The organism is Sandaracinus amylolyticus (assembly GCF_021631985.1).
Classification (GTDB): Bacteria; Myxococcota_A; Polyangia; order Polyangiales; family Sandaracinaceae; genus Sandaracinus; species Sandaracinus amylolyticus_A.
Genome location: NZ_CP070225.1, coordinates 1,420,570 through 1,445,350 on the forward strand (window position 1 = coordinate 1,420,570; position 24,781 = coordinate 1,445,350).

21 protein-coding genes are annotated in these 24,781 nt (G+C 72.1%); 14 read left to right on the forward strand and 7 right to left on the reverse strand.

Going from position 1 to position 24,781, the window contains the following annotated elements; translation table 11 throughout:
* Positions 1-441: 441 nt before the first annotated feature.
* Complete coding sequence (locus I5071_RS05860) at positions 442-1,365, forward strand: hypothetical protein (RefSeq protein WP_236604394.1); 924 nt, start codon at positions 442-444, stop codon at positions 1,363-1,365.
* 193 nt (positions 1,366-1,558) lie between these two features.
* Positions 1,559-2,011 (forward strand): hypothetical protein, encoded by a 453-nt coding sequence (locus tag I5071_RS05865; RefSeq protein WP_236604395.1) that lies wholly within the window; start codon positions 1,559-1,561, stop codon positions 2,009-2,011.
* Here the strand turns inward: I5071_RS05865 and I5071_RS05870 are convergent, their stop codons facing one another.
* Positions 2,012-3,670, reverse strand: coding sequence for a M1 family aminopeptidase (locus tag I5071_RS05870; protein ID WP_236604396.1), 1,659 nt, complete (start codon positions 3,668-3,670; stop codon positions 2,012-2,014). It lies immediately after the preceding gene.
* A 66-nt stretch (positions 3,671-3,736) separates the two neighbouring features.
* Here I5071_RS05870 and I5071_RS05875 point away from each other — a divergent pair, with 66 nt between their 5' ends.
* Both I5071_RS05875 and I5071_RS05880 read left to right on the forward strand, forming a co-directional pair.
* A complete protein-coding gene (locus tag I5071_RS05875) occupies positions 3,737-4,996 on the forward strand; it encodes a DNA polymerase beta superfamily protein (RefSeq protein WP_236604397.1) in 1,260 nt (419 codons plus the stop codon).
* On the forward strand, positions 4,993-5,766 hold the full coding sequence (locus I5071_RS05880; protein WP_236604398.1) for a DNA polymerase beta superfamily protein: 774 nt from the start codon (positions 4,993-4,995) through the stop codon (positions 5,764-5,766). The genes I5071_RS05875 and I5071_RS05880 overlap by 4 nt, the downstream gene beginning before the upstream one ends.
* An 86-nt stretch (positions 5,767-5,852) precedes the next feature.
* Here the strand turns inward: I5071_RS05880 and I5071_RS05885 are convergent, their stop codons facing one another.
* On the reverse strand, positions 5,853-6,461 hold the full coding sequence (locus I5071_RS05885) for a 1-acyl-sn-glycerol-3-phosphate acyltransferase (RefSeq protein ID WP_236604399.1): 609 nt from the start codon (positions 6,459-6,461) through the stop codon (positions 5,853-5,855).
* 129 nt (positions 6,462-6,590) lie between these two features.
* On the opposite strand from I5071_RS05885, the gene I5071_RS05890 reads away from it, so the two are divergent.
* Both I5071_RS05890 and I5071_RS05895 read left to right on the forward strand, forming a co-directional pair.
* Complete coding sequence (locus I5071_RS05890) at positions 6,591-7,208, forward strand: glutathione S-transferase family protein (protein WP_236604400.1); 618 nt, start codon at positions 6,591-6,593, stop codon at positions 7,206-7,208.
* A gap of 34 nt (positions 7,209-7,242) precedes the next feature.
* Entirely contained in the window at positions 7,243-8,409 is a 1,167-nt protein-coding gene (locus I5071_RS05895; protein WP_236604401.1) for a pyridoxal phosphate-dependent aminotransferase, read from the forward strand.
* On the opposite strand, the gene I5071_RS05900 is transcribed toward I5071_RS05895, so the two are convergent.
* Together I5071_RS05900 and I5071_RS05905 are read right to left on the reverse strand one after the other, a co-directional pair.
* Complete coding sequence (locus I5071_RS05900) at positions 8,342-10,234, reverse strand: serine/threonine-protein kinase (RefSeq protein ID WP_236604402.1); 1,893 nt, start codon at positions 10,232-10,234, stop codon at positions 8,342-8,344. The two genes, I5071_RS05895 and I5071_RS05900, sit on opposite strands and share 68 nt — an antisense overlap.
* A gap of 31 nt (positions 10,235-10,265) precedes the next feature.
* Positions 10,266-10,865 carry a hypothetical protein gene (locus tag I5071_RS05905; protein ID WP_236604403.1) on the reverse strand — a complete coding sequence of 200 codons (600 nt, stop codon included), beginning with the start codon at positions 10,863-10,865 and terminating at the stop codon, positions 10,266-10,268.
* A gap of 208 nt (positions 10,866-11,073) precedes the next feature.
* On the opposite strand from I5071_RS05905, the gene I5071_RS05910 reads away from it, so the two are divergent.
* On the forward strand, positions 11,074-11,646 hold the full coding sequence (locus tag I5071_RS05910; RefSeq protein WP_236604404.1) for a hypothetical protein: 573 nt from the start codon (positions 11,074-11,076) through the stop codon (positions 11,644-11,646).
* A gap of 277 nt (positions 11,647-11,923) precedes the next feature.
* On the opposite strand, the gene I5071_RS05915 is transcribed toward I5071_RS05910, so the two are convergent.
* Positions 11,924-14,629, reverse strand: a complete 2,706-nt coding sequence (locus I5071_RS05915) for a M1 family aminopeptidase (protein ID WP_236604405.1) — start codon at positions 14,627-14,629, stop codon at positions 11,924-11,926.
* A 131-nt stretch (positions 14,630-14,760) separates the two neighbouring features.
* Here I5071_RS05915 and I5071_RS05920 point away from each other — a divergent pair, with 131 nt between their 5' ends.
* Positions 14,761-17,019, forward strand: coding sequence for a serine/threonine-protein kinase (locus I5071_RS05920; protein WP_236604406.1), 2,259 nt, complete (start codon positions 14,761-14,763; stop codon positions 17,017-17,019).
* 209 nt (positions 17,020-17,228) lie between these two features.
* Here the strand turns inward: I5071_RS05920 and I5071_RS05925 are convergent, their stop codons facing one another.
* Positions 17,229-17,429 (reverse strand): hypothetical protein, encoded by a 201-nt coding sequence (locus I5071_RS05925; RefSeq protein WP_053235258.1) that lies wholly within the window; start codon positions 17,427-17,429, stop codon positions 17,229-17,231.
* A 136-nt stretch (positions 17,430-17,565) separates the two neighbouring features.
* Here I5071_RS05925 and I5071_RS05930 point away from each other — a divergent pair, with 136 nt between their 5' ends.
* On the forward strand, positions 17,566-18,411 hold the full coding sequence (locus I5071_RS05930; RefSeq protein ID WP_236604407.1) for a hypothetical protein: 846 nt from the start codon (positions 17,566-17,568) through the stop codon (positions 18,409-18,411).
* A 4-nt stretch (positions 18,412-18,415) separates the two neighbouring features.
* Positions 18,416-18,790, forward strand: a complete 375-nt coding sequence (locus I5071_RS05935; RefSeq protein WP_236604408.1) for a hypothetical protein — start codon at positions 18,416-18,418, stop codon at positions 18,788-18,790.
* Here I5071_RS05935 and I5071_RS05940 read toward each other — a convergent pair whose 3' ends face one another.
* Positions 18,791-19,927 (reverse strand): GNAT family N-acetyltransferase, encoded by a 1,137-nt coding sequence (locus I5071_RS05940; RefSeq protein ID WP_236604409.1) that lies wholly within the window; start codon positions 19,925-19,927, stop codon positions 18,791-18,793.
* A gap of 296 nt (positions 19,928-20,223) precedes the next feature.
* Between I5071_RS05940 and I5071_RS05945 the strand changes: the two genes are divergently transcribed.
* The 4 genes from I5071_RS05945 to ilvN all read left to right on the forward strand — a co-directional run bounded on the left by I5071_RS05945 (position 20,224) and on the right by ilvN (position 24,715).
* Positions 20,224-20,559, forward strand: coding sequence for a hypothetical protein (locus tag I5071_RS05945; protein WP_236604410.1), 336 nt, complete (start codon positions 20,224-20,226; stop codon positions 20,557-20,559).
* A 115-nt stretch (positions 20,560-20,674) separates the two neighbouring features.
* A complete protein-coding gene (gene ilvD, locus I5071_RS05950) occupies positions 20,675-22,372 on the forward strand; it encodes a dihydroxy-acid dehydratase (protein WP_236604411.1) in 1,698 nt (565 codons plus the stop codon).
* 19 nt (positions 22,373-22,391) lie between these two features.
* Complete coding sequence (ilvB, locus tag I5071_RS05955; RefSeq protein WP_236604412.1) at positions 22,392-24,140, forward strand: biosynthetic-type acetolactate synthase large subunit; 1,749 nt, start codon at positions 22,392-22,394, stop codon at positions 24,138-24,140.
* Positions 24,137-24,715, forward strand: a complete 579-nt coding sequence (ilvN, locus tag I5071_RS05960; RefSeq protein ID WP_236604413.1) for an acetolactate synthase small subunit — start codon at positions 24,137-24,139, stop codon at positions 24,713-24,715. The genes ilvB and ilvN overlap by 4 nt, the downstream gene beginning before the upstream one ends.
* The last annotated feature ends 66 nt before the right edge of the window (positions 24,716-24,781 follow it).

The following is a 24,781-nucleotide window of genomic DNA, read 5'->3' on the forward strand; positions in this document are numbered from 1 at the left end:
GCTGCTCGCGCGGCTCGGACGCTCGCGGGTCGCAGCGCGCGCCTCCGGCGCCCGACTGCGCGCCTGGTCGCGCGGGGTTTGGCGGTCGATGGTGGGCTGTGGACGAATTGCTGAATGAATTCGGTCCTCGGGAGGACGCGGGATCGACGCGCGGGACGGTTTGGGTCCTCGGGAGGAGGTGGGATCGACGCGCGGGACGGTTTGGGTCCTCGGGAGGAGGTGGGATCGACGCGCGGGACGATTTGGGTCCTCGGGAGGAGGTGGGATCGACGCGCGGGGCGATTCGGGTCCTCGGGAGGAGGTGGGATCGACGCGCGGGACGGTTTGGGTCCTCGGGAGGACGTGGGATCGACGCGCGCGGCGTGTCGGGTGACGAATCGGGTCTCGGAACGACACGCGGGACGTTCGTCACATCCGCGCGCTTCGTCGCCACTCGCGATCGTGCGGATCTTCTCCATCCTGCTCTCGCTCGCGCTCGGCCTTCCTTCGCTCGCGCTGGCGCAGCCAGTCCCGATAGGGCCGACGCGCGAGGTGCGCGCGCTCGATGCGGGGCTCGTCACGGTGACGACGACCTGGAGCGAGGCGCGGGGGCGACGCGCTGCGCGCGTGACCGCGTCGCTCGGAGCGGCGCGGCCTCTGGTGCTGCACGACGGCGCGACGGTGCGCACTGCGATCGGCGGGGACCGCGATGCGCTGCTGGTCGTCGCGTTCCACGGCGGGGAGCGGCCGTTCGTGCGCGCGCATCTCACTCGCGTCGATGGTGGTGCGCTGATCGCGGGGCCCTCGCTCGAGCTCGCGCGCGACGAGGCGGCGCGACGTCCGACGCTGCGTCCTGCTGCGGCGCTCGTGGCGACCACCCCCGAGGGGTTCACCGTGATCGTGCAGGAGCAGGACACGCGCGACCCCAACGCGGACGTCGTGACGACGATGACGCGCATCGCGCGCGACGGCGCGCTGATCGAAGCGCCGCGCGTCGTCGCGATCCCCTGGGCGCTCGGTGCGCTCGCGTGGAACGGGCGCGGGTATCACCTCGCGGTGCTCTGGGGTGGGTGGGGCGCTCAGCATGCGGGCACTGCGCGCGTCTGCCTCGTGACACTGTCCGAGCAGGGCGCTCCCCAGCAGCATCCGTGGTGGGCGAGCGCGTTCGACTCGCTCTCCGACGTGCAGCTGGTGCGTCGCGCCGACGGAGCGATGGTGCTCGGCTGGCGACGCGGCGACGCGCTCGGAGTGATGGCGCACGTGTCGAGCACGCCCGGCGGCTGGGGCGCCGAGCCGGCGCCGGCGATCGAGGTCGCGCGCATCGCGCCCGATGCGCCGTTCGCGCTGCAGGTCGACGGCGAGCGCATCGTCGCGCGCACCGAGTGAGAGCTCACCGACGGCGCGGGGGGAGGGGGCCCCTCCCGAGAAAAAACGCCGCGCCGTGCACACGGGCGTGGTGAGGTGACACGGTGACGTGGCGAATTCGCGCGAGAGCACGTGTGTCTTCGAGTGGCCTACGCATTGCTCGGCAGCGAGGCCCACGGGGAGGCCACGGAACACCATGAACGCGACCGAGCTGATGTCTGATCGCGACCGCGACGTCCGCGCGCTGCTCGATGCCGTCGAGTCGACCGACGACCAACACCGCCTGCACGATCTCGCGAGCCGTCTCGCGGCGCACCTGCGCATCGAAGAGGAGATCCTCTTCCCGATCGCGCGCACCGGCGGCCACGTCGAGGAGCGCACCGTGTCCGCCGAAGTGCTGCGCCGCATGAGCGCGCCGGGCGTCGATCACGCGAAGCTCTCGCGGGTGATGGAGCTCGCCGAGGCGCGCCTCGATGGCGCGTACGACGCGTACGACGACCTGCTCCACCACGCGATCGACGACGCGACGCTCGAGCGCATCGGCGACGCGCTCGCGGCGCGATTCGAGGACGGAGTGCGGGGGACCACGCGCGGTCTGCGCGTCGGTGCGCGTCGTGCGGCGCAGCGTCGCGTGCGTCCGATGCGCGCGGCGGCGCGCCGGCGCTGATCAGAGCTCGAGCGGCGTCGGGCGGGGCGGCGCGGCGGGCCGCGCCTCCCACGGCACCGGCGAGTCGGCGAGCCGATCGTCGGGATCGATCTCGACCGCGGTCGGCGTGCCCTCGAGCTCGATCGTCGTGCGCGCGACCCGCGAGGTCGGCGCGAGCCCGAAGTCGACGTGCGCGATCACCTCGCGCCCGGCGCTCGTGACCCGCACCTCGACCTGCATCGGGAACGCGCGATCGCCCGGGCCGTCCTGGGTGATCGTCAGCTCGGCGCGCCCCGCGCCGAGCTCGACGACGCTCGCCACGAGGTGCGGCAGCGGCGGCTCTCCGGCGCCCACGATCCACGCGCTCGTGTACCCATCGAGATCGTGGCCCGACGCGCGCTCGATCTCCGCGATCAGCGCGGCGGTGTCGCGCGCGCCCGGCTCGCGGAGGAACGCGGTGATCGCGCGCAGCAGCGCCTCGCGCCCGACCAGCGGCTCGAGCTGGAGGAACGTCGCCATCGGCGCGAGCCCGTACGCGACCGCGCGGATCACCTCGGGCGACGGGTCGTCGATCGGGCGCGGATAGGCAGGCGAGAAGCGCGCGCTGCGATGCCACGTCGCGCGCGTCGCGTCGGCCTCGCCGGCGGGACGGTGCTCGTCCTCGAACACGTAGACGAGGTACTCCGCGATCGACTCCTTCCACGCGAAGTCCGCCATGCTCGCGGGCGTCGTGCGATCGCCGGCCCACTGGTGCGCGATCTCGTGCAGCAGCACGTGCAGCGCGGGGCTCGGGTAGCCGGTGTCGGCGCGCGTCGCGAGCATGTCGTTCAGCACGATGTTCGCGGGGTGCTCGTAGCCGAGCCAGGTGGAGGGCATCGTCGCGACGCGCAGCTCGTCGCCGTAGGGAAGCGGGCCGAGCTCGGCGACGAGCCAGCGCACGAACGCGGCGACCGCGTCGGGATCGATGCTCGCGGCGACGCGCCCCCCGCTCGGCTCGAAGAACACCACGCGGGTGTCGTCGAATTCGACGAACGGGCGCGAGGTCCAGGCATCGCTCGCCGCGAAGGCGAGCGCGACGTAGGGCGGCGCGGCGGTGACCGCGCAGCGCGTGCGATCGGCCGCGACCAGGGTGCGCGCGCCAGGGCAGAGCACGACCTGCTCGGGCGCGTGATGCACGTCGATCGTCACGTCTTGGAGCACGCCGATCGTCGCGTCACAGGGCACGATCGATCCGCAGGTGCCGAGCCACGCTGCGAGCCGCGTGTAGCCGCGTCCCGCGGCGTCGGTGATGCGCTGGAAGCCCGCATCGGTGCCGGGCACCACGTGCAGCGGCAGCGTCGACTCGATCGCGAGCGCAGCGTCCTCCGTGCAGGTGCAGGGACCACAGGCCTCGATCGACGTGGCGGTGCGGGCCGCGTCGACGGGCGCGTCGTTCCATCGCGCGCCGTCGATCTCGGGCTCGCACGCGAGCGACGTGCAGCACGTGCCCTCGCCCTCGCTGCGCATCGAGTGCGTGGTGCGGACGCGATCGCTCGCGAGATCGATCTCGAGCGCGGTCGCGCGGACGACCGGAGCGCCGGGATCCTGCGGGCATGGTGGGGTCGTCGCGTCGGGTGGGATCGGCGGGTCGTCGGGATCGCAGGCGAGGGCCGCGAGCGCGAGCAGGACGATCCACGGCATCGGGCGAGAACGTGCCGGCGCTCGTGCATGACGTCGAGCGGCCGCGTGCGCTAAGCCTGTCGCGCGATGCACCTCAAGATCGACGCGCTCGCGCACCTCGATCCGCAGTCGACGCCGCTGCCGCACGGCACCGAGGTCGTCACGCGCGTCGCGCGCGAGCACGGGGATCGACGCGTGCCGCAGGGCACGGTGGGTCGTGTCGTCGCGAGCGCGGACGAGGGCATCGACGTCGCGATCGTCGGCGTCGGCACGCTGCGGTTCGCGCGCCACGAGCTGACGCCGCGGCGCGTGGGCCAGGCGGTGTTCGCGCGGCGTCGCGAGGCGAGCTGGGGCGCGCTGCGCGCGTGCGTGGTGATCGAGACGGTCGTCGGCTCGCGCGCCTGGGGCCTCGCCGACGAGGGCTCGGACACCGATCGTCGTGGTGCGTTCGCGCTGCCGCTGCCGTGGCGCACGGGGCTGCTCGCGCCGCCCGAGGATCTCGTGAGCGCCGACTCCACCGAGGCGTACTGGTCGATCGACAAGACCATCCGCCAGGCGCTGCGCGCCGATCCCAACACGCTCGAGATGCTCTTCGTGGGTTCGGCGACCGCGCACGACCCGATCGGCGCGTGGCTGCTCGAGGCGAAGGACGCGTTCGTGTCGCGCGAGATCTACGGGACGTTCGCGCGCTACGCGCTCGCCCAGCTGCGCCGGCTCGAGCAGGGGATGCGGCTCGCCGAGCATCGTCACCTCGTGATCGAGTGGCTGCGCGACGAGCCGGCGCTCGAGCTCGATGCGCTCGCGATGCGCCTCGCCGCGCGCTCTCCGCGCGCCGCGCCCGACGAGGCGAGCGCACTCGCGACCGCGCGCCAGTGGGTGAAGCAGCTCTATCGATCACTGCACGACCAGGGGCTGATCGACGCGTCGGATCTCGATGCGCTGCGGCGCTTCGCGCGCGACCGCGCGGCCGAGCTCGCGCTGCCGCGCGAGCTGCGACCGAAGAACGCGTACAACCTCTTGCGCCTGCTGATCACGGCCGAGGCGTGGCTGCGCACCGGCGAGCCCTCGTTCGTGGTGCCCGAGGGGGCGCGTGATCGCCTGCTCGCGATCAAGAAGGGCGAGGTCGCGCTCGATCTCGTGCTCGCGGAGGCCGAGGCGCTCGCGCCTGCGCTCGAGGCGGCGCGCGATGCGTCGCCGCTCCCCGCGCGCCCCGACGTTCGCTGCGTCGACGCGCTGTCGCGGCGCATCGGCGAGGAGCTCGCGCGGCGCTGGGTCGAGCGCGCGCCGGGTCCCTTCGGCGCCGATGCGCCGGCACCGCCCGAGATCGAATGGCAGGAGGACACGTGATCGAGACCTTGCTCGACGCCCACGCGCGCGACGTCGCGCGTCGTGTGATCGCCGAAGAGTCCGCGCGCCGCGAGCACGTGGTCGTGTACCTCTCGGGCGCGCACGCGTACGGGTTTCCGTCGCCCGACAGCGATCTCGATCTGAAGTGCATCCACGTCGCGCCGACGCGCGCGCTGCTCGGCCTGACGCCTCCGCTGCCGACCTTCGATCGCGCGGAGATCCTCGACGGAGTCGAGATCGACTACACGTCGAACGAGCTCGGCCACGCGCTCACCGGCATCCTGCGCGGCAACGGCAACTTCCTCGAGCGCGTGCTCGGCAGCGCGGTTCTCGCGCCCTCGACGCTGCTCGATCCGCTGCGCGAGATCACCACGCGCGCGCTCTCGCGACGCGTGCACCGACACTATCGCGGCTTCGCCGAGAGCCAGCTGCGCGAGCTCGACAAGCAGCCCACCGTGAAGCGCCTGCTCTACGTGATGCGGACCGCGCTGACGGGCACGCACCTGCTCGAGACCGGCACGCTGATCACCGATCTCCCGACGCTGCTCGACGCGCACGATCAGCGCGACGCGGCGGTGCTCATCGAGCGCAAGCGCGCGGGGGAGCGCACGCCGCTCGACGACGCCGAGCGCACGCGATGGCGGGCCCGCGTCGACGCGCTCTTCGCCGCGCTCGACGACGCGCTCGCGCGCTCGCCGCTCCCCGAAGAGCCGCCGAACGAAGCCGATCTCGACGCGTTCTTGATCGAGACGCGCCGCGCGCGGCTCTAGCAGCCCGTGGAACAACGCCGCGATCGGAGTGGAGCCGGCATCATCAGATGCCGTTTCCACGGGCTGCGACGAAGAATCACCGGCAGCTAGGCCGTCGCGAGCGGCGTCGGGACGCCGACCTCGCCGAGCGAGACCTCGCCCTGACGCTCGGGGTGCTTGCCCTTCTTGTCCTGGTAGAAGTCGCGCAGCAGCTCGAAGTCGTGCGCGATGTCGCCGGTGGGGTGCATCAGATCGCCGAGCCCACCGCGCTTGCGCGAGAAGTCGAGGAACCCGAGCACGATCGGCACCTCGGCCTCGACCGCGATCCAGTAGAAGCCGGTCTTCCACCGCTGCGCGACGCCGCGCGTGCCCTCGGGCGGGACGATGAGGAGGATGCGCTCGCTCTCCTTCACCACGTCCGCGATCGCCTTCACCGCGTCGTTCTTGGTGCGGCGATCGACGCCGATCCCCCCGAGCGTGCGCAGGAACGGGCCCCACACCGGGAGCTCGAAGAGCGTGTGCTTGCCGACCCACTTCATGTCGAGGTCGAGCGACCACGCGATCGCGAGCGTGAACGGGAGATCCCAGTTCGACGTGTGCGGCGCCGCGACGACGACCGCTTTCTCGACCGGCGGCGGACCGCCGGCGATCTCCCATCCGAACGCGCGCAGCCACGCGCGCCCGCATGCGTTTCGCACCCGACGACGCAACTTCATCGAGAGACGAATTTACGAGAGCCGCGTCCCGAGATCCGTCACGGAATGGTCATCACACCTCGCGGTGACGCGCGACGCATCGCGTCAGCCGCTACCGGTCCGGCCTGCTCGGCCCCAAGCACCGGGCCCATGCGAGACACTCTCTACACCTGGGGCACACCGAACGGCCTCAAGCCGATCCTGATGCTCGAGGAGCTGGCCGCCGACTACGAGCTCGTGAAGGTCCACATCGGCAAGGGCGAGCAGAAGACCCCGGAGTTCCTCGGCCGGAACCTGAACGGCCGCATCCCCGTCCTCGACACGACCATCGACGGCACCCGTGTCTCGATCGCCGAGTCCGCCGCGATCCTCGTGCATCTCGCAGAGCGGGAGGGTCGCTTCCTGCCGACCAAGCCCGCGCCGCGCGCCCGCGCGATGCAGTGGGTGATGTTCCAGATGAGCGCGGTGGGCCCGATGTTCGGTCAGGCCGGGTTCTTCCTACGCCAGCGCGAGCGCAACGAGGGCGCGATCGAGCGCTACGTGAACGAGACCAAGCGCATCCTCGGCGTGCTCGACACCCAGCTCGGGCAGCACGCGCACCTCGCGGGCGACGAGTACACGATCGCCGACATGCTCACGCTCTTCTGGACGCGGAAGCCCGAGTACTTCGGGCTCACGCTCGAGGAGTGGCCGAACCTGCGGCGGTGGATCGCGCAGCTCGAGGAGCGCCCCGCGGTGCAGCGGACGCTCGCGATCACCTTCCCGTGATCGAGCGCGCGCGCTGACGTACGCTGCGCGCGCCATGCCGCGCTTCCCGCAGGTCGCCGCCAGCTCCGACGGGCTCACCGATCGCGTCTTCTCGCGTCTCGCCGCGCGCGCCAAGGAGCGCGGCGGGCGCGTGCACCCGCTGCACGTGGGCGACACCTGGCTCGAGCCGCTCGACGTCGCGCGCGCCGAGGCGCAGCGCACCGAGAGCTTCCCGCGCCTGCACAACTACGCGCCGGTGCAGGGCGAGCCCGCGCTGATCGACGCGATCCTCCGGCACGTCGATCGACGGGCAGGCGTGAAGCTCGATCGCGAGCTCGTGCAGGTGATGAGCGGCGCGACCGCGGCGCTCTCGGTGATCGCGGACGCGCTGATCGAGCCCGGCGAAGAGGTGCTGATCCCGGCGCCGTTCTGGCCGCTGATCCGGGGCACGGTGCGGCGCCGCGGCGGGCGCGCGATCGAGATCCCGTTCTTCGATCGGCTGAGCGATCCCGCGTTCGATCCCGAGGCGGCGCTCGAGGCCCGCGTCACACCGCGCACCATCGCGATCTACGTGAACACGCCGCACAACCCGACCGGCGCGATGCTGCCCGAGCGTGCGCTCGCGGCGATCGCGCGGGTCGCGAAGCGGCACGACCTCTGGATCCTCAGCGACGAGGTCTACGAGGATCTCTACTTCACGAGCGCGCCGCCCGAGCCCGCGTGGGCGCGGGAGGACTTCCGCGGTCGCACGATCGTCGTGCACTCGCTCTCGAAGGCGTACGGGCTCGCAGGCGCGCGCGTGGGGTTCGCGCACGGGCCCGCCGAGGCGATGCAGGCGATCCGCGGCGTGCAGACGTTCTCGACGTACTGCGCGCCCCGTCCGATGCAGCTCGGCGCGGCGCGGGCGCTCGACGAGGGCGCGGCGTGGCTCGCGAACGCGCGAGCGCTCTATCGCGACGCGGCGGAGCGCACCGCCGCGACCTTCGATCTGCCGGCGCCGATGGGCGGGACGTTCCTCTTCGCCGACGTGCGCCCGTACCGGCGCGAGGGCGAGGACACGATGGGCTTCCTCGAGCGCTGCCTCGACGAGGGCGTGCTGCTCACGCCGGGCAGCGCGTCGGGCACCGACTACGAGGGCTGGGCGCGCGTGTGCTTCACGTCGGTCCCGCCGGACGATCTGCGCGATGCGCTCGCGCGGCTGCGTCGCGTCCTCGGTCGCTGATCAGCGCGCGGGCGCGCGCGTGCTCGCGATAGGCGTGCACCAAGCACGCGAGGACCGTCGCGACGTACGCGAGCTGCGCGCTCTCGGGACGAATCGCGCCCATGACCGCGGCACACGACGCGAACGCCGCGATCATCGCGAGGCGCCGGAACGCGAGGAGCGTCGCGGTCGCGAGCAGCACCGCGAGCGCGGCGAGATCGAACGTGAAGATCGCGGGCAGCGCGAGGCCCTGTGCGACCCCGAGGCCGCGCACGAAGAGCGAGGTCGCGAAGATCCCGCCGAGCGTCGCGACCGCGCGCCGGTTCGCCTTGTTCGTGAGCAGCGCGCGGCGGAAGCGCGCGACGATCGCGGCGTACCCGAGCGCGAGCACGGCGGGGTTCACCAGCACCGGCCAGCGCGAGCCCGTCCCTTCGAGCGCGACGCGCATCACGACGCTGCTCACCGTCGCGATCGCGGCGAGCACGCCCAGCGCGAGCATGAGACGACCGCGCGGCATCGCGCCGGAGTCGAGGTCGAGCTCGTGCTCGATCGCGCGGCGCTCCGCGAGCTTCAGCTCGAGCGCGCGCACCAGCGCGTCCTCGTCGGTCGTGGTCGCGCCGAGCTCGCCGAGCTCCTGCAGCGCGACGCGCGCGGCCGCGGCCTGCTCGCGCGCCGCCTCGACGCGCACCGTCGCGCGCAGCGCGCGGGCGCGCAGCGCGGGGACCTCGGGATTGCGGGCCCACAGGCGCTGCGCCTCGTCGAGGGCGATGCGCGCCTCGAGCATCGCGCGATCGACGCCTTCGCCCGCGGCCTCGATCGACGCGACGTGCGTGCGGGCGCGCGCGAGCAGCGCGTACGAGTCGCGATGGCGCAGCCACTCGCGCACCGCGTCGCGCATCTCGAGCGCGCTCGCGGGGCGATCCTCGGGGCGCGCGCTCGTCGCGCGGTTGCAGAGCGTCGCGAGCTCCTCGGGCACGTCGGGGCCGTAGGCGAAGGGCTCGACCAGCGCCGCGCCGCCGAGCGCCGCTTCGACGCTCACCGTGCTGTGCCGCGGCGATCCCACGAGCACGTGATGCAGCGTCGCGCCGAGCAGGAAGACGTCGGTGCGCTCGTCGATGTCGTGCTCGTCGCCGCGCACCATCTCGGGCGCGGAGTACGTCGGCGTGCCCGCGAAGGGCGCGTCGTCGCGCAGCGGTCCCTGGCGATCGAGCGCGACGCCCCAGTCGGTCAGATAGACCTCGCCGAGCCGGCCGACCATCACGTTCGCGGGCTTGATGTCGCGATGCACGATCCCGCGCTCGTGCGCGACCGCGACCGCGTTGCACACCGCGCCGAAGATCTCGAGGTGCGCGGCGAGGCGATCCTCGCTCCCGGGCACACGATCCCAGTGCGGGTGATCGGCCGCGCGCACGAGGTCGAGCCAGCGCACGCCCTCGATGCGCTTCATCACGAGGAAGGGCGCGCCCTCGCGCTGCGAGCGCGCCAACAGGTGCACGGGCACGACGTTCGGGTGCTCGAGCATCCCGATGATGCGCGCCTCGCGGACGAGGTCGTCCTGCATCGCGCGCGGGTCGTGCACCATCTTGATCGCGACGTCGCGCTTCAGCGAGCGCTGTCGCCCGAGGAGCACGCGGCCCATCCCACCGACGCCGAGCACGCTCGTGACCGCGAGCTCGGCGCCCGACTCGTCGCTGCCGAACGAGCCGAGCGCCGAAGGTCCGTGGAGCGACACGATCGGGAGCTCGGGGCCCGCGGGCGCGCCCTCCGATGCACGTGCGCGCGGGCGCGCGGCGATCGTCTCCTCGGGCGCCCGCTTCGCGGCGCGCGTTCGCTCGTCGTCGCTCATCGACGCGCCGAGGGTACCCTCGGCGCCGCGATCACTGAGTCGAGATCGGCGGCAGGTCGTCGCCTCGGAACGGCGGCAGCGACGTGTTCACGACGATGTCGTGCTGCGCGCTGCGCACGCTCTCGGCGCTCTCGCCGAAGCGCGCGCCGAGAGACAGATCGACGAACACGCGATAGCGCCCTCCGCCCTCGAGCGCGCACGGCGCGGGCAACGAGACGAAGAGCGATCCACCGGGCGCGACCCCGGCGGTGTCGGGCACCGCGACCGGCGCGCCGAGGCATCCCTCGATCGCCTCGCCGTTCGCGCGCTGGATGCGGGTGCGCGCCCACGACGACGCGACCACGAGGTCCTGACCGCTCGTGTTCTCCGCCTCGAGCACCACGCGGTAGGCCTCGAGCGCGTCCTGGTGCAGCGCGCCGATCGGCGTGGGCGACCACACGCGGAGCGCGATGCCGTCGCCGGGACGTCGCGCGCCTTCTCCGCCGACCGCGGCCGACGCGGGGAACACCATCGCCTCGGCGCCGGCCGAGGGCTCGTCGGGCTTGCCTGCCACGACCTCTGCGTTCGCGCCGTCGTGCCCGCCGCACGCCGCCGCCAGCACCGCGAGCGTCAGGATCGTCTTCCGCATCATCGAGCGCCTCCTGCTGCCAACGGGCGCGCGCGCGCCCACGTCAGGGCCTGTAGGAACGAGTGTGCGTGCTCCCAACGGGGCGAGATGCCGCGTGGGGGGCGGGCGCCCGGGGCGAGGGCTCGCGACCCCAGCCCGTGATGCGAATTCCGTAGTAAAATCGAGAGGCACGAGCACTGCACGAGGTGGGGCAGGGCGATCAGGAGGTGCGATGCAGTCGCTCGGTCAGCTCGACGGAGAGGTCGGTCGGTGGCTCGACACCTACGATCGCGACGTCCGCCGCGCGTTCGAAGAGTGTCGCCGGGGCGACTGGCTCGTGCGCATCGCGATGAGCGTCGGCGTCGCGCGCCCACTCGTCGTCATCGCCGCGGCCGACGCCGCGAGCATCGCGATCAAGCGGACACGTCCCTCCGATCTGCGGCCGGGGCGCGCGGTGTTGACCGCGACGAAGTGGGCACGCGGCGAGTGCGGCCCGGCCGACGCGTGGGCCGCCGCGTTCGCGGCGACGCAGGCGGCCGAGGACATCGCGAAGGAGTCGGTGCTGGTGTCCGAAGCGGCGCTCGCCGCGGCGGCGGCGTGCTTCGCGTGCGATCCGCGCGCCGACGACGCGTACTACGCGCAGCGCGCCTATGCGGCGCAGGCCCTCGATCACGCGGTGCGCGCGTTCGGGACCGAGGCGCACGTCGGTCGCCAGCGCTGCCTCGAAGCGACGCGCGAGCGGATCACGCTCGACGTGCTCGCGAGCGCGGTGTCGCGCGCGAGCGTGCTCCCGCCCGCGCGGTGAGTCCCGACGGGAGTGCTCGTCCCGCCGGTCCCGGACGGGAACGCGCGAAGCGCGTGGACGGTAGGGACCGGCGGGCGAGCCGATGTTTCGATGGTCCTCACCGGAGTGCTCGTCCCGTCGGTCCCGGACGGGAGCGCGCGAAGCGCGCGGACGGTAGGGACCGGCGGGCGAGCCGATGTTTCGACGGTCCCGACGGGAGTGCTCGTCCCGCCGGTCCCGGACGGGAACGCGCGAAGCGCGTGGACGGTAGGGACCGGCGGGTGAGCCGATCCTCGATTCAGCTCGCGGGCTTCTCGGTCTTCGTCTCCGGCGCCGGCTTCGCGGCGCCGTTCGCGTCGCGCACCCGCACGTCGATCACGCCGACCTTGTCGCGCAGCTCGCGCAGCTCGCCGCGCACGCGCTCGAGCTCGTCGCGGAGCGTCGAGACCTCCTTGCCGCGCGCGCTGCGGTCGCGGAGATCGCGCAGCGACTCGCGCGCCTGGCGGCGAACGCGCCCGTCGAGATCACGATCGACGAGCCGCGCGATCGCGCCCGAGCCCGCGGGGTCGCGCAGCGCGACGAGCGCACGGCACGCGGCGATGCGCACGCCGGGATCGAACGTCGTCATCGTCTGCTCGATCGCCTCGCGCACCCGCACCGTGATCGGGCCCTCGTCGACGATCTCGCGCGCACGACCGAGCGCGCCGAGCGCCGAGCGACGAACGCCCGGCGCCTGCTCGTCGCCGAGCACCTCCGCGAGCAGCGTCAGCGAGCGCGGATCGCGCGTCGCCGCGAGCCCGTCGACGCTTCCCTGGCGCACCACGTCGGCCCACGACACGCCGTCCTCCGCGAGGCGCTTCGCGAGCACGTCGAACGCGCGCGGATCGCGGGTGCGTCCGAGCGCACGACGCGTCTCGCTCTCGACGAGGTAGCTGCGATCACCACGCTCGATCCACGCGACCAGCGCGTCCGCGGCGCGCGAGCCGAGATCACCCTGCGTGATCGCGCGGAAGCGACCGAGCGCGGCGGCGACCGCGCGACGCACCTTCGGGCTCGCATCGCTCACGCCCGCGAGCAGCGCGCGCAGCGCGTCCTCGGTGCGCTGCTCTCCGAGCGCGCTCGCGCACTCCGCGCGCACCGCCCAGAACGCGTCCGCGGCGGCGAGCCCCTTCGCCAGCGCCGCGACCGCGCGCGGCTCGTTGCGCTTGCCGAGCGCGCGCGCCGCACGCCAGCGCGGCTGCGCGCTCGTCGCCTTCACGAGCTGCTCCGCGAGCAGCGCGGTCGACAGGCGATTGTCGACGGTGCCGTGCACGCTCGAGCCCGGATCGACGATCACCATCTTCGGCGCGCTCGCGCACTTCAGCGCGAACGTCTCGCGCTGCTTGCTCACCGGCACGCGGTGCTCTTCGCTGCCCTCGTCGGTCACGACGATCACCGGCAGGTCGAACGAGAAGAGCGGGTGCGGCTCGTGCCCCTTCGCCTGCGCCTGCACCACGGTGAGCTTGAAGACGCCCGACTCGTGCTCGCCCGAGATCTCGAGCTGCGGGTGGCCCGGCTTCATCACCCACTGATCGAAGAACGCCTCGAGCGAGCGGCCCGTCGCGTCCTCGATCGCGCGCATCAGGTCGCGCGTCTCCGCGCCCTTGCCGCGCATGCGCTCGAGGTAGTGCGCGATGCCGCGCCAGAACGCGTCGTCGCCGAGGTGCGAGCGCAGCGCGTGCAGCGTGAGCCCGCCCTTCTGGTAGAGGTGGCGATCGAACACGTCGATCGGCGCCGACCAGATGTTCGTCACGATCGGACGGCGATAACGATCACGATCCTCGTCGAGGTACGTGTCGAGGTCCTGCTCGATCCCGTAGAGGTACGCGTCGGCGCCCTCCGCGTGCTCGCGCCAGACGTGCTCGAGGTACGTCGCGAAGCCCTCGTTGAGCCACGCGTGGCTCCAGTCGCGGCAGGTGACGAGATCGCCGAACCACTGGTGCGCGAGCTCGTGCGAGACGAGCGACTCCATGTCGACGTCGAGCGCGGCGCGCTCGTCGAGCAGCGCGCGATCGAAGAGCGTCGTCGCGCTGGTGTTCTCCATGCCGCCGAAGATGAAGTCGCTCACCACGACCTGCGCGTACTTCACCCACGGGAAGGGCGTGCGCAGCTTCTCCGCGAACACGCGGATCATCTCGGGCGTGCGTCCCAGCGAGCGCTCGATGTGCGCTCCGTCGCCGCGCGGCACGTAGTAGTCGATCGGCAGCGCGCCTTCCTTCGTGTGCGCCTCGTCGAACGCGCCACACGCGAGCGTCACGAGGTACGAGGGATGCGGGTCGCTCTGGCGCCAATGGAACGTCTCGACGCTGCCCGCCGCGCGACGCGACACGAGCTCGCCGTTCGAGAGCGCGAACCATCCCTGCGGCACCGTCGCGATCAGCTCGGTGCGCATGCGCTGGTTCGGATGATCGGCGCAGGGGAACCAGTGGCGGTTGTCCTGGTCCTGGCCCTGCGACCACACCTCGGTCGGCTTCGCGTCGGTTGCGAGGCGCGTGCGCGGCGCGCGACGCGTGACGAAGTAGAGCCCGCGTCGCGGCGTGCACCGATAGCGCACGCGCAGCGTCGCGCCGGCCTCGCCGATCGCGCTCGCGTCGACGCGGATCTCGCGCCCGTCGTAGTGGTGCGCGATCGCGGCCCACTGCCCCTCGCCGCGCGCGAGCTCGACGCTCGAGAGATCGAAGTCGACCGCGTCGAGCGCGACCTCGCGCGCCGCGGGATCGATCCGCTTCACGCGGATCTCGCAGTCGCCGTCGACTGCGCGCGCATCGAGGTCGAGCTCGACGCGCACGACGAGCGACTCGATCGCGAACGGACGCGGGCGACCCCACTGCGGCGCATCGCCGGGGAGCGCGAAGGGCCGGCCACCACCATCGGCGGCGCTCGCCGAGAGCATCAGCTCGTGGCGGTCGGTCCACGAGGCAGCAAGCTCCGCGAGGCCGTGACACGCGCAGAATCGGTGCGACATCCGCGGCGCTTTAGCGCGGCTCGCGCGCGCGTCGCAAGAGCGAGGACGCACGTCCTGCGAGGACGTGCGCACGACGCCTGCTCGAAACGACGGAGACCCTGTCCAGGTCGGCGGCAACCCTACCGAACGGCTTGACGCAAGGCGTCGCGAGCGACGACACTCGGTCGACCGATCCGATGGCGATCCCGCCTCCGAGCGCGCCGGACTCCTCCGGCACGCCCTGCCCGCATTGCGGAGAGCCGCACCCGACCTCGTACACGCACTGCCCGAAGACCGGCAAGGCGCTCACGGTCGGGCGTGCGCTCATCGGCCGTCTCATCGCGGGCAAGTACCGGGTGATCGGTCTGCTCGGCGAGGGCGGGATGGGCGCGGTGTACGTCGCCGAGCACACGCTCATCGGCCGCAAGGTCGCGATCAAGCGCCTCCATCCGGAGCTCGCGCAGGACGAGAAGGCGGTGCAGCGCTTCCAGCGCGAGGCGCGCGCCGCCGCGGCGACCGGCCACGAGCACATCGTCGAGATCCTCGACCTCGGGTTCGCCGAGGACAACGCGCCGTACCTCGTGATGGAGTACCTGCGCGGACAGTCGCTCGCGGCGCTGCTGCGCAAGGAGCACCGGCTCGAGCCCAAGCGCGCGTGCGACGTCGTGGGTCAGGCGCTCGCAGGGCTCGACGCGGTGCACCGGCAGCACATCGTCCATCGCGATCTCAAGCCGGACAACGTGTTCCTCACGCGGCGCGCGAACAACGCCGACTGGGTGAAGATCCTCGACTTCGGCATCTCGAAGGTGCGCCGCGAGGAAGGCGACGGGCTCGATCTCACGCGCACCGGCGTGATGATGGGCACGCCGTTCTACATGAGCCCCGAGCAGGCGCGCGGGATGAAGAACCTCGATCATCGCGTGGACCTCTACGCGGTGGGCGTGATCCTCTACGAGTGCATCACGGGGCGCGTTCCCTTCGAGGGCGAGAACTACCACCAGCTCCTGCAGTCGATCCTGCGCTCCGAGCCGCCGCGCCCGAGCCTGATGCGGCCCGATCTCGATCCCGCGCTCGAGGCGGTCGTGCTGCGCGCGATCGCGAAGGATCCGAAGTCGCGCTTCGAGAGCGCGGAGGCGATGCTCGCGGCGCTGATCCCGTTCGGCGCGGAGCCGCCGACGCCGCACGGCCTCGAGAGCATGGAGGGCTCGGCGCTGCCGATCCCGACGATGATGCAGGCGACGACGCCGGTGTCGCCCGGAGGCCATGCGGATCGCATCGCCGTCATGCGCGACGCGCCGCCCGCTCCGATCGAGCCGGTGCTGCGCTCGCCGCCGTCGCGCCCCTCGCTCGAGCCTGCGCGTCCTTCGCTCGATCCCGGACGTCCGAGCCGAGGCGCGGCCGCGAGCGCGCTCTCGCAGCCGACGATCGCGACCAGCACGCCGACGATCGCCGCGACCCCGGTGCCCGCCGGCGGTGCTCGCTACTTCTTCGCTGCGTCGGACGACTGGGACGAAGCCCGTGCGCGCGCCGCGATCGAGAGCGCGCATCGACCCACGCCTCCGCGCGAGATGCCGGTCGCGGTGCGCGAGCCCTCCGCGCCGTTCCCGCGCGAGCCGGTGAGCGGTGTGGTGAGCGCGGCGGGCGTACGCGAGCCCTCGGGCGCGACGCCGATCGGGCGGGACTCGCTCTCGTATCGCGAAGCGACGGGGCCTGCGCGCGAAGGCCCGCGGCTGCTCGCGCCGATCGATCCGGAGCCGCCGGCGTCGCGCGAGTCGTCGTTCGCGTCGGCGACTCCGCTGCCGGTCGATCCGTGGTCGGTGCTCACGCCGTCGCGGAGCGGCTCGGGCAGCGCAGACGTCGAGATCAAGGGCTCGCTCGTGATCGCGACGCTCGATCATCTCGAGGCCGCGTACGGTGCCGCGGCGGTCGCGCAGATCCGCGAGCACCTCGATCGCGAGTCGCTCGCGCGGGTGTCCAGCGTGATCCTGCCGATGGCGTGGCTGCCGATGGCGCTCTTCGATCAGCTCGTGCGCGGCGCGGAGCGCGTGGTCGGCGCGAGCGACTGGGCGACGTCGACGGGCATCGGTCGCGCGATCGCGGATCGCGAGCTGCCGACGACGCATCGCTTGTTCATGCAGACCGCGAGCCCGTCGGCGGCGACCGAGCGCATCCCGCAGCTCTTCCGGCTCTATCACTCGCGCGGGGACGCGAAGGTGCTCCCCACGCCGGGCGGCGGTGTGCGCGTCGAGGTCGATCTCGCGGCGCCCGAGTCGCTGTCGTACGCGTGGGCGCTCGCGGGATTCTGGCAGCGCATGCTCGAGCTCACCGGCGCGCGCGAAGTGCGCGCCGCGGTGGTGAGCTGCCGAGGCCGTGGCGACGACCGCACCGCCGTCGCGTTGCGCTGGCGCTGAGAGCCCATTCGGGACGGGCACGTGACGCCGTTCTCACACGACGAGATCGGCGCCACGTTCCCATCCCGAACGGGCTCTCAGCTCGTCGTTTCCCCGGGGGCTCCGCCCCCTGTCGACCCCCGCGGGACGCGTGCCGCGGGTGCCGCGCCCGGAGCAGGAGGTCCCGCTACGGAATCCGTAGCGCTGGTGCAGCGCGCAGAGGCGCGCGCTCAGCCCTCTTCCTCTTCTTCGATGAAGCGGTAGAGAGCGGTCATGCCGATCGCGTGCGCACAGCGCTCGCAGAGCGGCGGCTCTTCGCGCTCGACGTGCTCTCCACGCGGGAAGAGCAGGAGCCCGCGTGCGGCAGGCTCGCCTTCGATCGGCGCGGAACAGGCATCACAAGCGGCCTTCGCAGGACGGCGCCTCTGCATGGCGGCGCCGAGGATAACTCGGGCGATCCGGGGTTGCACTCCAGAACTGAACGGCCGGCCGGATCTGTCCGTGTCTGCGGGTGTCCGGGGCGATCCCGATATCCGCCCACACGCGCCGCGGGTCATCATGCGGGCCATGAACCGCTTCGTCGTCTTCATGATCGCGTGTGCGCTCGCGACCGGCCTCGCGTCCTCGAGCGCCGACGCCCAGGAGATGGGCCAGGGCCACGCGCACATCACGACCCGCTCCGACGTGCGCATGTCCCTCGAGAGCGTCCCCGGCACCGGGGCCGCGCGCCTGGCCGCCCTCGGGCGCGCCGCGGGCGCCGGCATGGGCGCCATCCGCGAGTGCTACGGGCGCGTGGTCGAGGAGCGTCCGACCGTCACCGGCACCGTGCGCCTGCGCGTGTCGCTCCCCGAGCGCGGCCGGCCCGACGTGAACGTCGAGCAGGACGGCGCGCGCGACCGCGCGCTCGTCGACTGCGTGCGCGGGGTGCTGACGCGACAGTCGATGGACGGCATCGAGCGCCCCGCCGCGGCGATCGTGGTGCTCGAGTTCCAGAACACCGCGGCCGCAGGCGCCGCCGAGACCGCGCGCCGCGCCGACGAGGCCGACGAGGTCGCGGTCACCCGCGAGGGCGAGCGCGCGGTGGCGCGCGGTGACGCGCCGGGCATCCGCTTCCTGGTTCGCGGTCGCGAGGACGCGCAGGTCGCCGAGGGCCTCCGCGTCGTGCGCTCGCAGATCGCGGGCATGCTCGACTGCCGTCGCCGCGCGTCGCGCCGCGGGATGGACCCGACCGGCACCGTCGCGCTGACGATGCAGATGCGCGCGCGCCACGCGCCCGAGATGACGCCGGGCCGCAGCACGGTGCGCGACGAGCGCGCGCCGGTGTGCCTCGAGCGCGCGCTCGAGAGCGCGCCGCGGACCCCCGAAGCGGGCGCGCGGCTCGAGGTCGAGGTCGAGTTCCTGCCGGGCGAATGAGCCGATGTTCACGACCTGGTACGCGGCGAGCGACGAGCTCGTGGACGTCTTGCTCGAGGGCGTCGGCGAGGCCGAGCCCGCCTATCTCGACGGCATCGACGAGCTCGACCTGATCGAGCTCGGTGAGCTGCTCGACGCGCCCTATCAGCCCGCGCCGGTCCGCACCGACGGAGCGCTCGTGCTGCGCATCAACCCGCCGTTCCTCACCGCGCTCGCGCGCATCGACGACCTCGACGCGCTCGCGACCCAGTGGCTCGAGCGCGCGCCGCAGCTCGCGAACCTCGAGATCGAGCAGCTCGTCGACACCCTCGGCGAGATGCAGCGCTCCGCGCGCGAAGGGCTCGCGGGGCCCGGCGTCCTCTCGATGCCCGCGGAGTGATCAGCCGCGCTTGAACGGGCCGCTCGCCGCGAGCTCTTCGATCTCCTGTTGCACCGCGAACGCCTCGCGCGGCAGGTAGTCGTCGATCGCCGCGGCGAGCCGCGGGTGCCGGAGCCAGTGCGCGCTGTGGATCGGCGAGGGCATCAGGCCGCGCTTCAGCTTGTGCGTGCCCTGCGCGCCCGCCTCGAAGCGGCGCATCTTCTTCTCGATCGCGCGCTCGATGAGGCGGTAGTAGCAGACCTCGAAGTGGAGGAACTCGGTGTCCTCCACGCAGCCCCAGTAGCGGCCGTAGAGGTGCGCGCCCTTCTCGAAGTTGATCGAGCCCGCGATCGGCGCGCCTCCTCGATACGCGAGCACCGCGACGAGGCGCTCCGCGTTCGTCTCGCGGACGCGCTCGAAGAACTTCGGCGTGAGGTACGGATACGAGCCGTGCCGCGCGCAGTTCATCCGATAGAACGTGCCGAGCGCGCGCCACTCGTCGTCGTCGAGCTCGGGGCCGAGCTTCACGCGCACGTCGATGCCGCTCTCCGCGACCTCGCGTCGCTCTCGCCGCACCTGTTTGCGCGCGGGCGCGCGGAACGCGTCGAGGTACTCGTCGAAGCTCGACCAGCCCTCGTTGTGCCAGTGGAATTGGATCGACAAGCGCGGGCGCAGCTGCGCGATCTCGACGAGCTCGCGTCGCTCGTCGTCGTTCACGAAGAGCACGTGCAGCGACGACGCGCGGAGCTCCTCCGCTGCGCCGCGCGCCGCGTCGAAGAGCGCGCGGATCACCGCGGCGCGATCGACGCCCTCCGCGATCAACAAGCGCCGTCCGGTCGCCGGGGTGAACGGCACCATCGACGTGAGCTTCGGGTAGTACGCGATGCGCGACTGCTGCGCGGCGCGCGCCCACTGGAAGTCGAAGATGAACTCGCCCCAGCTGTCGTCCTTCGCGTAGAGAGGCAACGCGCCGACGAGGCGCTCGCCCTCCCACGCCGTGACGTGCATCGGCAGCCAACCCGTGCCTTCGCCGACGCTGCCGCTCACCTCGAGCGCATCGAGGAACGCGTGCTCGACGAAAGGATCGTCGTCTCCGACGAGCGCGTTCCACGCGGTGGCCTCGACCTCCGCGACGCGCTCGATCACTCGGATCTCCACCGCGGAGAGGCTGGGCCGCGCATCCGGGGCCATCAAGTGAGCCCCACCCGATGGAGCAGGTCGGCGGGACTCCGAATCTCGAGGTCGATTGCCACGCTCGACCACGAATTCGCTGACGAACGTGTTAGCGGGACTGACGCGCTCTGCCTCGGAGGCCCCTGTTCGCGGGACTTCTGAGGGTGCCGACATCGGCGCACGGTATCCGACCGAATTGACCGTGAGGAAGAACACGGAGCTTGACACCCTCCAGAAACCGAGGGAGAACGCGTCGCGTCATGGGCACTCACTCGCACTCGATGCGCGCGCGCCGGCTGAGCCGGACCGACGTGTGTGCGGTGCGTGAAGAGGCCATGAAGAACGATCACGCGCGCGCTGCGTTCACGAAGAACGGCAAGCGCGTGCCGAGCTGGATGCCCGAGACGATGGGCACGGCTTCGGCGGCGGCGGTGGCAGCGGTGATGGTGATGAACGGCGTGGGCGCTCTGGCTCCCACGCCGTTCTTCTTTGCGGGCATCGGCGGCTTCTTCGCGGGCGGGATCGGCGGCATCGGGCTCCTCGGCGGGCTCGTCCTCCTCATTCTCGTCCTCGTCGTCCTCGTTCTCATCGGCGACGACTGCGGGAGGCCGGCCTAGCGATAGGCAAATCGAGGGAAGACGGCCCCCGCAGCCACGAGGCAGCGGGGGCCGTTGCGCTTCTGCGCGCCCACTTCGCGGAACGAGCGCGTCCCGAACCAACGCGAGCACGACCATGAGCCACGACGACGACACGACGAAGACGAAGCACCGCTCGGACGCGATCAAGCGCGGCACCGAGCGCGCGCCTCACCGCGCGCTGCTGCGCGCGACCGGCGTGAAGGAAGAGGACTGGGGCAAGCCCTTCGTCGCCGTCGTCAACTCGTACGTCGACATCGTGCCCGGCCACGTGCACCTGCAGCAGTTCGGTCGCGTGGTGAAGGAGGCGATCCGCGCCGCCGGCATGGTGCCCTTCGAGTTCAACACCATCGGTGTCGACGACGGCATCGCGATGGGCCACTCGGGCATGCGCTACTCGCTGCCGAGCCGCGAGCTGATCGCCGACTGCGTCGAGACGATGATCGAGGCGCACCAGCTCGACGGCATGATCTGCATCCCCAACTGCGACAAGATCACGCCGGGGATGCTGATGGCGGCGGCGCGTCTCGACGTGCCGACCGTGTTCGTCAGCGGTGGCGCGATGCGCGCGGGACGCACGCCCGAGGGCGAGGCGATCAACCTCGCGACGGTGTTCGAGGGCGTCGCGCAGCTGAAGGCGGGCAAGACCTCGCTGCAGCGGCTGCAGATGCTCGAGGAGAGCGCGTGCCCCTCGTGCGGCTCGTGCAGCGGCATGTTCACCGCGAACTCGATGAACTGCATGAGCGAGGCGCTCGGTCTCGCGCTGCCGTTCAACGGCTCGGCGCTCGCGGGCACCGACGAGCGCAACGAGATCGCGAAGCGCGCCGCGTTCGCGCTGAAGGACGCGATCGAGCGCGGGCTCACGGCGCGCAAGGTGCTGACGCTCGAGGCGTTCGACGATGCGTTCGCGCTCGACGTCGCGATGGGCGGCAGCACGAACACGGTGCTGCACGGCCTCGCGATCGCGCGCGAAGCGGACGTCGACTTCGACCTCGCGCGCATCGACGCGATCTCGAAGCGCGTGCCCTATCTCTGCAAGGTCGCGCCGTCGGGCCGCTTCCACATGGAGGACGTGCACCGCGCCGGCGGAGTGCCCGCGATCCTCTCGGAGCTGCGTCGCCTCGGCGTGCTGCACCTCGATCGTCCGGTGGTCGGCGCGTCGAGCTTCGGCGCGACGATCGAGAGCGCGAAGATCCTCGACACCGAGGTCATTCGTCCGCTCGAGAACCCCTACACGAAGCAGGGCGGGCTCGCGGTGCTCTACGGCAACCTCGCGCCCGAGGGCAGCGTCGTGAAGACCGGCGGCATCGAGCCCTCGATGCGCAAGCACGAGGGCCCGGCGCGCGTGTTCGACGGGCACGACGAGGCGATCGCCGCGATCCACGCGGGCGAGATCGTCGCGGGCGACGTCGTCGTGATCCGCTACGAGGGCCCCGCGGGTGGGCCCGGCATGCGCGAGCAGCTCGAGCCGACGAGCGCGATCAGCGGTCGTGGCCTCGGTGGCTCGGTCGCGCTGATCACCGATGGTCGCTTCAGCGGCGCGACGCGCGGCGCGTGCATCGGTCACGTCGCGCCCGAGGCCGCAGCGGGTGGCCCGATCGCGGCGGTGCGCGACGGCGATCGCATCGCGATCGACGTCGAGGCGCGGACGATCGAGCTGAAGGTGGATGCGGCGGAGATCGCGGCGCGCCTGCGCGCGCTCGCGCCGCGCGAGAAGAACGTGAGCAGTCGCTGGCTGCGTCGCTACGCGAAGCTCGTGCAGAGCGCGAGCCGCGGCGCGGTGATGGGCGATTGAGGGCGGAGGGAGAACGGCGATGGACGGTTCCGATCCGAGCACCGAAGTGAAGCGCGGCGCCGAGGCCATGTGGGAGGCGCTCGTCGCGGAAGGCGTCGAGGTCGTCTTCGGCTATCCCGGCGGCTGCATCATGCCGGCGTACGACGTGATGCCGCGCTACCCGGTGCGCCACATCCTCTGCCGTCACGAGCAGGGCGCGGCGCACATGGCCGATGGCTACGCGCGCGTCAGCGGCAAAGTCGGCGTCGCGATCGCGACGTCGGGCCCGGGCGCGACCAACCTCGTCACCGGCATCGCCACCGCGATGCTCGACTCGATCCCCGTCGTCTTCATCACGGGTCAGGTCCCCTCGAAGTTCATCGGGACCGACGCGTTCCAGGAGACCGACATCACGGGCGTGACGATCCCGATCACGAAGCACAACTACCTCGTCACGCGCGCGGAGGAGGTCTATCCGATCCTCCGCGAGGCGTTCGAGCTCGCGCGCTCGGGTCGTCCGGGTCCGGTCGTCGTCGACATCACGAAGGACGCGCTGCAGAACGTCTGCGCGCCGGTCGCGCCGAAGCCCGCGACGAGCAGCAAGCGCCCCTCGCGCGCGAAGCGCGGGCTCGCGCCGAGCAAGCCGATCTCGGAGCACGATCTCGATCGCGCCGCGGCGCTGATCGCGAGCGCGCAGCGCCCGGTGATCCTCGCGGGCCACGGCATCGTGCGCTCGGGGTCGACCGAGCTCGTCACGCAGCTCGTCGAGAAGTGCGACATCCCCGTGGGCCTCACGCTGCTCGGCCTCGGCGGCTTCCCCGCGACGCACCCGCACGCGCTCGGGATGATGGGCATGCACGGCGAGGCGTGGGTGAACCAGGCGATCCAGGAGGCGGACCTCCTGATCGCGCTGGGCATGCGCTTCGACGATCGCGTGACCGGCAACCTCGCCACGTACGCGAAGAACGCGAAGAAGATCCACGTCGAGATCGACCCCGCCGAGGTCGACAAGAACGTGCGCGTCGACGTCGCGCTGATCGGCGACCTGAAGGAGGTGCTCGAGCGCCTGCTGCCGCGCGTCGCGGACAAGAAGCACGCGGCGTGGAACGCGGCGCTCGGCGCGAAGCGCGCCGAGGTCGCGCCGATCGACATCGTGAACACGCCGCACGACGGGCGTCTCTTCGCCGCGCACGTGATGCACGACCTCTATCGCCTCACCGAGGGCAAGGCCGTGGTCGTGACCGACGTCGGCCAGCATCAGATGTGGGAGGCGCAGTACTACAAGCACGATCACCCGCGCGGGCTCGTGACCTCGGGCGGCCTCGGCACGATGGGCTTCGCGCTGCCCGCCGGCATCGGCGCGGCGTTCGCGGCGAAGGAGAAGGAAGTCTGGATCATCGCCGGCGACGGCGGCTTCCAGATGACCGCGGCCGAGCTCAGCACCTGCGTGCAGGACGGCATCAAGGTCAACGTCGCGATCATCAACAACGGCTACCTCGGCATGGTCCGACAGTGGCAGGAGCTCTTCTACGGCGGGCGCTACGTCGCGACGCCGATCGTGAGCCCCGACTTCGTGAAGCTCGCCGATGCGCACGGCCTTCCCGGCATGCGCGTGACGAAGCGCGAAGAGATCCCGGCGGCCGTCGCCGCGGCGCGCGCGACCGACAAGACGTTCGTCGTCGAGTTCCGCGTGGAGGCCGAGGACGCGGTCTATCCGATGGTCCCGGCCGGCGCGGATCTGCACGACATGATCCGCCGTCCCAGCAAGAACAACGGAGGCGCGAAGTGAGCGATCGTGTGTCCCTGCGGACGTTCGTGGTGTTGGTCGAAGACGTGCCGGGCGTGCTGAATCGCGTCGCGTCGCTCTTCCGCCGCCGCAACTTCAACATCGAGTCGCTCAGCGTCGGGAAGAGCCACGAGCCGGGCATCTCGCGCATGACGATCGTGGTGCGCGGTGACGACCGCATGGGACGCCTGGTCGAGGCGAACCTCTACAAGGTCGTCGACGTCGTCCGCGTCGACGACATCACGCACCGCCCGAACGTCTCGCGCGACATCGCGCTGGTGCGCGTGCGCGCGACGCCCGCGGATCGCGCCGCGATCCTGCAGGTCTGCAGCGTGTTCCGCGCGCGCGTCGTCGACGTCGCGCTGGACTCGATGATGATCGAGTGCACGGGCACCGAGGACAAGATCCGCGGGCTCGTGACGCTGCTCGAGCCGTTCGGCGTGCTCGAGATGGTGCAGGCCGGATCGATCGCGATGACGCGCGGTGCCTCTGCGCAGAGTGCGAGCGCACAGAGCGACGCGGTCGAGATCGATTCGGGAGACGACGACGACGTCGATCTCACCGACGAAGCCGCCTGAGCCCGAAGCCCACAGGAGTGCTCGTCCCGGAGGGCCCGGACGGCAGCGCGCGGAGCGCGCGGACGG

Bases quoted from the DNA above. Each gene is read 5' to 3' on its own strand.
- I5071_RS05865 (WP_236604395.1), top strand. From the start codon at position 1,559: ATGTCTGATCGCGACCGCGACGTCCGCGCGCTGCTCGATGCCGTCGAG.
- I5071_RS05870 (WP_236604396.1), bottom strand. From the start codon at position 3,670: ATGCCGTGGATCGTCCTGCTCGCGCTCGCGGCCCTCGCCTGCGATCCC.
- I5071_RS05875 (WP_236604397.1), top strand. From the start codon at position 3,737: ATGCACCTCAAGATCGACGCGCTCGCGCACCTCGATCCGCAGTCGACG.
- I5071_RS05885 (WP_236604399.1), bottom strand. From the start codon at position 6,461: ATGAAGTTGCGTCGTCGGGTGCGAAACGCATGCGGGCGCGCGTGGCTG.
- I5071_RS05890 (WP_236604400.1), top strand. From the start codon at position 6,591: ATGCGAGACACTCTCTACACCTGGGGCACACCGAACGGCCTCAAGCCG.
- I5071_RS05895 (WP_236604401.1), top strand. From the start codon at position 7,243: ATGCCGCGCTTCCCGCAGGTCGCCGCCAGCTCCGACGGGCTCACCGAT.
- I5071_RS05900 (WP_236604402.1), bottom strand. From the start codon at position 10,234: ATGAGCGACGACGAGCGAACGCGCGCCGCGAAGCGGGCGCCCGAGGAG.
- I5071_RS05905 (WP_236604403.1), bottom strand. From the start codon at position 10,865: ATGATGCGGAAGACGATCCTGACGCTCGCGGTGCTGGCGGCGGCGTGC.
- I5071_RS05910 (WP_236604404.1), top strand. From the start codon at position 11,074: ATGCAGTCGCTCGGTCAGCTCGACGGAGAGGTCGGTCGGTGGCTCGAC.
- I5071_RS05915 (WP_236604405.1), bottom strand. From the start codon at position 14,629: ATGTCGCACCGATTCTGCGCGTGTCACGGCCTCGCGGAGCTTGCTGCC.
- I5071_RS05925 (WP_053235258.1), bottom strand. From the start codon at position 17,429: ATGCAGAGGCGCCGTCCTGCGAAGGCCGCTTGTGATGCCTGTTCCGCG.
- I5071_RS05930 (WP_236604407.1), top strand. From the start codon at position 17,566: ATGAACCGCTTCGTCGTCTTCATGATCGCGTGTGCGCTCGCGACCGGC.
- I5071_RS05935 (WP_236604408.1), top strand. From the start codon at position 18,416: ATGTTCACGACCTGGTACGCGGCGAGCGACGAGCTCGTGGACGTCTTG.
- I5071_RS05945 (WP_236604410.1), top strand. From the start codon at position 20,224: ATGCGCGCGCGCCGGCTGAGCCGGACCGACGTGTGTGCGGTGCGTGAA.
- ilvD (WP_236604411.1), top strand. From the start codon at position 20,675: ATGAGCCACGACGACGACACGACGAAGACGAAGCACCGCTCGGACGCG.
- ilvB (WP_236604412.1), top strand. From the start codon at position 22,392: ATGGACGGTTCCGATCCGAGCACCGAAGTGAAGCGCGGCGCCGAGGCC.